The following is a 6872-nucleotide window of genomic DNA, read 5'->3' on the forward strand; positions in this document are numbered from 1 at the left end:
CACTGCGGGGCAGGGCGGTGATGGTCGCCGGCGTGGCGCGGATACGCTACCGATCGCCGCCGTTCGACGTGACAGGAGCCAGCACGATGGACCCAGTACAGGGCGAGCCCGACATCCACACCACCGCCGGGAAGCTGGCCGACCTCGAGCGTCGTATCGACGAGGCGGTACACGCGGGAAGCGCCCGAGCGGTCGAGAAGCAGCACGCCAAGGGCAAGATGACCGCGCGTGAGCGGATCGAGTACCTGCTCGACGAGGGCTCGTTCGTCGAACTGGACGAGTTCGCGCGGCACCGCTCCACCAACTTCGGCCTGGAGAGCAACCGCCCCTACGGGGACGGTGTGGTGACCGGTTCCGGCACGGTCGACGGTCGCCAGGTGTGCGTGTTCTCCCAGGACGTCACCGTGTTCGGGGGCAGCCTGGGCGAGGTGTACGGCGAGAAGATCGTCAAGGTCCAGGATCTGGCGATCAAGACCGGCGTCCCGCTGGTGGGCATCAACGAGGGCGGCGGCGCGCGCATCCAGGAGGGGGTCGTCTCGCTCGGCCTTTACGGCGAGATCTTCCGCCGCAACGTGATCGCCTCCGGCGTGATCCCGCAAATCTCGCTGATCATGGGTGCCGCGGCCGGCGGCCACGTGTACTCGCCCGCGCTCACCGACTTCGTCGTGATGGTCGACCAGACCTCGCAGATGTTCATCACCGGTCCCGACGTGATCAAGACGGTCACCGGCGAGGACGTCACGATGGAGGACCTCGGCGGCGCACGCACGCACAACAGCAAGTCCGGCAACGCGCACTACATGGGCGCGGACGAGAAGGACGCGCTGGAGTACGTCAAGGGCCTGCTGTCCTACCTGCCGAGCAACAACCTGGAGGAGGCCCCGTCCTTCGACGAGGCCGCCGACCTGGAGACCACGGACTTCGACCGTGAGCTGGACACGCTGATCCCGGACTCGGCGAACCAGCCGTACGACATCCACACGGTGATCGAGCACGTCCTGGACGACGCGGACTTCCTGGAGGTCCAGCCGCTGTTCGCGCCCAACATCGTGGTCGGCTTCGGCCGGGTCGAGGGTCGGTCCGTGGGCGTCGTGGCGAACCAGCCGATGCAGTTCGCCGGCACGCTGGACATCGACGCGTCCGAGAAGGCCGCACGCTTCGTGCGCACCTGCGACGCGTTCAACATCCCGGTGCTGACCTTCGTGGACGTGCCCGGCTTCCTGCCCGGCACCGACCAGGAGTGGAACGGCATCATCCGCCGCGGCGCGAAGCTGATCTACGCGTACGCCGAGGCCACCGTGCCGCTGGTGACGATCATCACCCGCAAGGCGTACGGCGGTGCGTACGACGTGATGGGCTCCAAGCACCTGGGCGCGGACGTCAACCTGGCCTGGCCGACCGCGCAGATCGCGGTGATGGGCGCGCAGGGTGCGGCCAACATCCTGCACCGGCGCACGATCGCCGCCTCGGACGATCCCGAGGCGACCCGCGCGCGGCTGATCCAGGAGTACGAGGACACGCTGTGCAACCCGTACGTGGCCGCCGAGCGCGGCTACGTGGACGCGGTCATCCGGCCGTCCTCGACCCGGGCGCACGTGATCAAGGCGCTGCGTGCACTGCGTGGCAAGCGCGAGACGCTGCCGCCGAAGAAGCACGGCAACATCCCGCTGTAAGTCGGACCACACCGAGTCGGTCCCCGGCGCGCGCGTCGCGGGCCGGCTCGGCCAGGGCCTGGAGGTCCCCATGATCAAGGTGGTGCGGGGTGAACCCACCCCGGAGGAATTGGCCGTGATCGTCACCGTCGTGGCGGCCAAGGCGAGCGGCGGCACCGTCGCGCCGGAGCCTGCGGCGCCCTCGCAGTGGAATGCGCCGGCCCGACTGGTGCGCCGGCAGTTGCGGCCCGGACCGGGTGCCTGGCGCGCGAGTGCCTGGCCGTCTTGAAGGGCTGCTCTTTCGACCTGAGGCTGCTGCTCCGACGTCAGGGGCTGCTGCTTCGAGCCGAAGGGCTGCTCGTGCTTATGTGAGGCCGCTTCTTCGACGTCAAAGGCTGCTGCTTCGGCCGAAGGGCCGCTTCTCCGACTATCGGCAGATCGAATGTCGGCATATCGCACGACCCGACTTGAGTACTCCTACTCAAGATCGCATGGCGGTGCGCACCGCACGATGGATGCATGCGTGACCGTGAGCAGTTCTCCGAGGAAACCCGGCGCGCCGTGGCCCAGCTGCGGCGCGCCGTGTGGATCCTGCCCGTGGTGGTGATCCTCGGTCTGCTCGTGCTCGGCCTGTGATCGGGCGGCCCGTGCCCGGTCGGCGGGCCGACGCCCGGTACGTTGACCGCATGACCGACCGCTCCCCCTCCCGTTCCCTCGTGCTCGCCTCGGCCTCCCCCGCGCGCCTGAAGCTGCTGCGCGACGCCGGGCTGGACCCCAAGGTCGTGGTCAGCGGCGTCGACGAGGACGCGCTCACCGCCGCCACGCCGCGCGAACTCGCGCTGCTGCTGGCCGAGGCCAAGGCCGACGCGGTGGCCGCCGGGCTCGCCGCCGACGAACTGGTCGTGGGCTGCGACTCGGTCCTGGAACTGGACGGCCGTGCGCTGGGCAAGCCGGCCGACGCCGCCGAGGCATGGGAGCGCTGGCAGTCGATGCGCGGGCGTGCCGGGGTGCTGCTGACCGGGCACTGCGTGATCGACCGCCGCAGCGGGCTGCGGGTGTCCGACGTGGCGGCCACCACGGTGCGGTTCGGGACGCCGTCCGACGACGAGGTCGCCGCGTACATCGCCACCGGTGAACCGCTGCACGTGGCGGGCGCGTTCACCCTGGACGGCTACGCGTCGGCGTTCGTGGACGGCATCGACGGCGACCCGGGCAACGTGATCGGCCTGTCGCTGCCGCTGCTGCGCCGGCTCCTGGACGGCGTGGGCGTGCGGATCGTCGACCTGTGGACCTGACCGGGCCGGACCGCTCCGGGCGCTGACACATCGTCAGGAGTCGGGCCCGTCCGGCCGGTTCAGGTCGCGGCGGACCGGCCCGGGGCCGAGGTTGGGCAGCCCGGACGGCGGTTGCGGGTGGTACGAGCCTGCGCTCGGCTGCTGCTGCGGCACGAAGGGCTGCGGGGCGGGCTCGGCGTAGGCGTTCGGAGCCCACGGGCCGCCCCCGGGGACCGGTGCGCCGACCGGACCGAGGCCGGGGCCACGCCCGGGACCACGCGGCGGCGGCGTGGGGGTGTCGCGCAGTGCGGCCAGCAGCGCGAGCGGCAGTGCGATCGCGGCGAGCACGAGCAGCGGCAGCGGTACACCGCCGGGCTTCTTGGTCAGCCACTCCACCCAGCCGTAGTCGGCCGACGCGGCCTGCAGGTCCGGCCACACCGGTCCGCACGCCGCACCCAGCCCGAAGGCCGCGATCGCGGGCTCCGGACGCAGTCCGCCGACCACCACGCCGATCGCCGCCGCACCCGCGCAGCGCACCGCGAGCTGATGCCCGGAGCCGGCGGCCGGGCCGATGAACTCGGCCAGTACCAGCGCCAGCGCGGCCAGGCCGATCGCGTACGCCCCGAGCATCCGGGCCGCGACCGCGCCCAGGATGCCCGCGACGGCGAGCCCGAGCAGCCACGGCACGTATTCGCCCGGCCCGTCCAGGCCCAGCCCCGGGTTGCCCTCGGTGCGATCCCACGCGAACAGCGCGGCCGGGAAGGCGGCCAGCCCGACCGCCATCGCCAGCAGCGCGCCCGCGACCGAGCGGACCCCGTCCACCCGGTAGGTCAGCACCGCGGCGACCAGGCAGCCCGCCAACGCGACGATCGGCCACAGGCCGAACACCTTGGGCTTGTCGTCACCCATCACGATGGTCGCCGCGGACACCCCGACGCCGGCCAGCCCGAGCAGGAACACCCCACCGAAGGCGCCCACTTCCGACTCCTGCCAGCCCCGGCCCGGCGGCACCAGGACCCGTCCGGTGGGCAACAGGATCAACAGGTAGCCGAACGCGGCGAGCGGCAGCCAGGTCTGCAGACCGGCTCCGGACTCCCACATCGGGTCGAGCACGTCACGCCCGCCGAGCACGAACAGCAGCGGTACGGCCGCCGCGAGCGTCGCCGCGAACGCGGCGTTCAGCGGCGCCTGGTGTCGGGGCACCGCGAGGTGGATCCACAACACCACGCCGATCAGCACCTGGACCGCGAAGCCGAATCGCAACAGGTAGACGAAGCCGAGCCAGCGCGCGTCGCCCGAGCCGTCGTAGTGCGTGGCGATCGGGTCGAGCGCGGTGGTCAGCGCGGCGCCGGCCAGGCCGATCACCAGCACGCCGCCGACCGCGCCGCGGCGGTGGGTGAAGACGCTGTCGGTGAGCCCGACCCCGCCGATCACCAACGGCACCGCCCACGGCAACAGCACCGCGACCAGGTCCCACACCGACCAGTGGCCGGCGCCGGAGTGCGTCGGCACCGGGGCCGAGCCGTAGGCGGCCGGGTCCGCGGCGGCCGGAGCCGGCGCGGAGGGGTCGATGCCGGCCCGGAGCAGCACCAGCGCGGCGGCCGTGCCGAGCACGACCAGCAGCACACCGGGCACCCACTCCAGGGACAGCCGGCCCACCGGTTCGGGGCGCCGCGCACGGCCCTCCGCGAATCCGGCGCCGGCCTCGTAGGCCTTGCGTACCACTCCGCCGGCCATGGCCGTCTCCCCCGGGTCGTTTTACAGGCAGCTTAGGTGAAGAACGGCGGTCGTCCGCTCCCGAATCGGGAGACGCGGACCCGATGGATTCGGATCTGCCGGAAGTCCCTCGACTGTCCCTCGACCGCCTCGCGATGGCCTCGGGATGCCTCTTGTTCGCCTCTCCTGCGGGGAGCGCGGGCCGCCCCTCGGGCATCGCTCGGGCATCGCTCGACGGGTCGGGTCACGCTCTCGTTGGGAGGGAAGCCGGGCATTGCCTCGGGATCGTCGGGCGATTACGGCCATTACCTCTGGATGCGCGGCCATTACCTCTGGATGCGCGGCCATTACCTCGGAGGGAATCGACCGCCCTACCCCGTGTCGAGCACAGTCGTCGATGTCGGCAATCGACCCTGGAGAGGAGTGCCGTCACCGAGCGGCCCGGCGACCGCACCGCCGGCCGGCAATCGAGCGGCGCGGGGCGCTGTACGACGAGGTGAGCGGCTACCCGGGCGGTGAGCCGCCGAGCACGGCCGGCCCCGGTGCGCCGGCCATCCCGTTGGGCATCCGGTTCGGCGGGGAGGTGCTCTCCTTCGTGAGCACGGTGGCCACGTTCGGCACCGCGGTCGACATCACCGTGGCGGAAATCTCGATCGAGTCGTTCTACCCCGCAGACAAGCGCACCGGACAGATCCTCCGCGAGCTGCACGGCGATTGATCGGGCGTCGGGCGTCGGGCGGCTTGGCCGTGGGCCGGGTTGCTTGGCTGGGGGCCTGGTTGCTTGGCCGGGGCCGGACGGCTCGGAACTCCGCTCAGGTTCGGAGTCGGTGGCCCCACACCTCGGCCGGCTCGGTCGTCGGGTCGGGGCGCCATTCGCCGAGGCGGGCCCAGTCCCAGGATCGGAACGCGGCGAGCGCGGCATGGTTGTCCCGGGGCACCCGCACCGCGGCGAACCGGGCATCGGTGCCCCCGAGCAGCTTCTCCCGCATCCGGGTGGCCAGCCCTTGGCGCCGCTGCTGCGGAACGACCATCATGTCCGCGATCACGAACACCTTCCCGGCTGCCGCCAGTTCGGCCACGTCCTCGGGCAACTCGCCGTGGAAGCCGGTCCACCAGCCGCTCGCTCGCCGAGGCGGGAAGCCGTACGTGCAGCCCGCCTCCGCACCGGCCCCGTTCGCGACCACCATCTCGAACCCGGGCTGTTGGATGTGCTCGGCATAGCGCCGTAGGAAATCGGGGCGGCCCGGCGGATCCTCGCCGTAGGTCTTGACGTACGTATCCGCGACGGATTCCCGCTGTTGGTCGGCCTGCCAACGGGTCAGCCGGCGCAAGAACACCTCTGCCACCAGTACCTCCTGCCCAGGCATGGGATGCCGTAGACGTTCACATCGTGGCAGCCGGCCCCGCCCGGGGGAAACACCGCGCGCCGAATACCGCCCGGTCGGGTAGCCGAGCTGCCCCGGCCGGCGAGCGCGCATAGGTTGGGCAGCGGCGAGGCCGAACCGCCCGCCAAGATCCGGAAGGTGGTCGTAATGGGCAACGCCGTGGACGTCGAACGCGACGCTCTGCTGGAGTACCTGGCTACTCAGCGAGCCGCCCTGATTCAGGCGGCGGACGGCCTCACCGACGCCCAGGCGAGCGAGCGTCCGACGGTGAGCGAACTGTGCCTGGCCGGCCTGATCAAGCACTCGGCCCAGGTGGAGCGCAGCTGGTTGGACATCCTGCTTCAACGCGAGCGCGGGGACGAGGGTGCGGACTGGGCGGACGGCTTCCGGCTGGTCGGCGCCGAGACGCTCGCCGACGTGGTGGCCCTGTTCGAAGAGGTGGCCGAGGACACCGAGACCCGAATCCGCGCGCTGCCCGACCTCGACGTGGACGCCCCACTGCCGAGCGCGCCGTGGTACCCACCGAACTCCCGGCGTTCGGCCCGTCGTGTGCTGCTGCACCTGATCCAGGAACACGCTCGACACGCCGGCCACGCGGACATCATCCGCGAGTCGCTGACCACGGCCGCCGAGACCGACACGACCACCGGCTGACCCCCACATCCTTTCCCGAACAATCCCGTCCGCTTCGCGGCCGGGGTCGCCCCATCCGGCCGACCCGACGGCACCACACACCGCGCCCGCCGGCCCCACCGCAAGACGATGCCCGTCCGCTACGCGCCCGCCACCACCCGGCCCGGCCGCGCCGACGGCGCCGCGCCCGGGGCCGCCGCGCCGCTGGACGT

7 protein-coding genes are annotated in these 6872 nt (G+C 72.0%); 5 read left to right on the forward strand and 2 right to left on the reverse strand.

All coding sequences use genetic code 11. The features are described 5' to 3' along the window. Positions 1-86 precede the first annotated feature (86 nt). From ABZS54_RS21675 to ABZS54_RS21685, 3 genes are all read left to right on the forward strand, one after another. Entirely contained in the window at positions 87-1673 is a 1587-nt protein-coding gene (locus ABZS54_RS21675; protein WP_355538304.1) for an acyl-CoA carboxylase subunit beta, read from the forward strand. Positions 1674-1743: 70 nt separating this feature from the next. Further along, positions 1744-1941, forward strand: coding sequence for an acyl-CoA carboxylase subunit epsilon (locus tag ABZS54_RS21680; protein WP_355538307.1), 198 nt, complete (start codon positions 1744-1746; stop codon positions 1939-1941). 397 nt (positions 1942-2338) lie between these two features. Further along, positions 2339-2947 carry a nucleoside triphosphate pyrophosphatase gene (locus ABZS54_RS21685; protein ID WP_355538310.1) on the forward strand — a complete coding sequence of 203 codons (609 nt, stop codon included), beginning with the start codon at positions 2339-2341 and terminating at the stop codon, positions 2945-2947. A gap of 33 nt (positions 2948-2980) precedes the next feature. On the opposite strand, the gene ABZS54_RS21690 is transcribed toward ABZS54_RS21685, so the two are convergent. Further along, positions 2981-4663, reverse strand: coding sequence for a hypothetical protein (locus ABZS54_RS21690; protein ID WP_355538313.1), 1683 nt, complete (start codon positions 4661-4663; stop codon positions 2981-2983). A 376-nt stretch (positions 4664-5039) separates the two neighbouring features. Here ABZS54_RS21690 and ABZS54_RS21695 point away from each other — a divergent pair, with 376 nt between their 5' ends. Beyond that, the gene (locus ABZS54_RS21695; RefSeq protein WP_355538316.1) at positions 5040-5360 is read left to right on the forward strand and encodes a hypothetical protein; all 321 of its coding nucleotides are present in this window, start codon (positions 5040-5042) and stop codon (positions 5358-5360) included. 94 nt (positions 5361-5454) lie between these two features. Here ABZS54_RS21695 and ABZS54_RS21700 read toward each other — a convergent pair whose 3' ends face one another. After that, entirely contained in the window at positions 5455-5988 is a 534-nt protein-coding gene (locus ABZS54_RS21700; protein WP_355538319.1) for a hypothetical protein, read from the reverse strand. A gap of 186 nt (positions 5989-6174) precedes the next feature. Between ABZS54_RS21700 and ABZS54_RS21705 the strand changes: the two genes are divergently transcribed. Next, the gene (locus ABZS54_RS21705; protein WP_355538322.1) at positions 6175-6681 is read left to right on the forward strand and encodes a DinB family protein; all 507 of its coding nucleotides are present in this window, start codon (positions 6175-6177) and stop codon (positions 6679-6681) included. The last annotated feature ends 191 nt before the right edge of the window (positions 6682-6872 follow it).

The organism is Embleya sp. NPDC005575 (assembly GCF_040605455.1).
GTDB lineage: Bacteria > Actinomycetota > Actinomycetes > Streptomycetales > Streptomycetaceae > Embleya.

Excerpts from the sequence above, each read along its gene's own strand:
- ABZS54_RS21690 (WP_355538313.1), bottom strand. The coding sequence starts at position 4,663 with ATGGCCGGCGGAGTGGTACGCAAGGCCTACGAGGCCGGCGCCGGATTC.
- ABZS54_RS21685 (WP_355538310.1), top strand. The coding sequence starts at position 2,339 with ATGACCGACCGCTCCCCCTCCCGTTCCCTCGTGCTCGCCTCGGCCTCC.
- ABZS54_RS21705 (WP_355538322.1), top strand. The coding sequence starts at position 6,175 with ATGGGCAACGCCGTGGACGTCGAACGCGACGCTCTGCTGGAGTACCTG.
- ABZS54_RS21680 (WP_355538307.1), top strand. The coding sequence starts at position 1,744 with ATGATCAAGGTGGTGCGGGGTGAACCCACCCCGGAGGAATTGGCCGTG.
- ABZS54_RS21695 (WP_355538316.1), top strand. The coding sequence starts at position 5,040 with ATGTCGGCAATCGACCCTGGAGAGGAGTGCCGTCACCGAGCGGCCCGG.
- ABZS54_RS21675 (WP_355538304.1), top strand. The coding sequence starts at position 87 with ATGGACCCAGTACAGGGCGAGCCCGACATCCACACCACCGCCGGGAAG.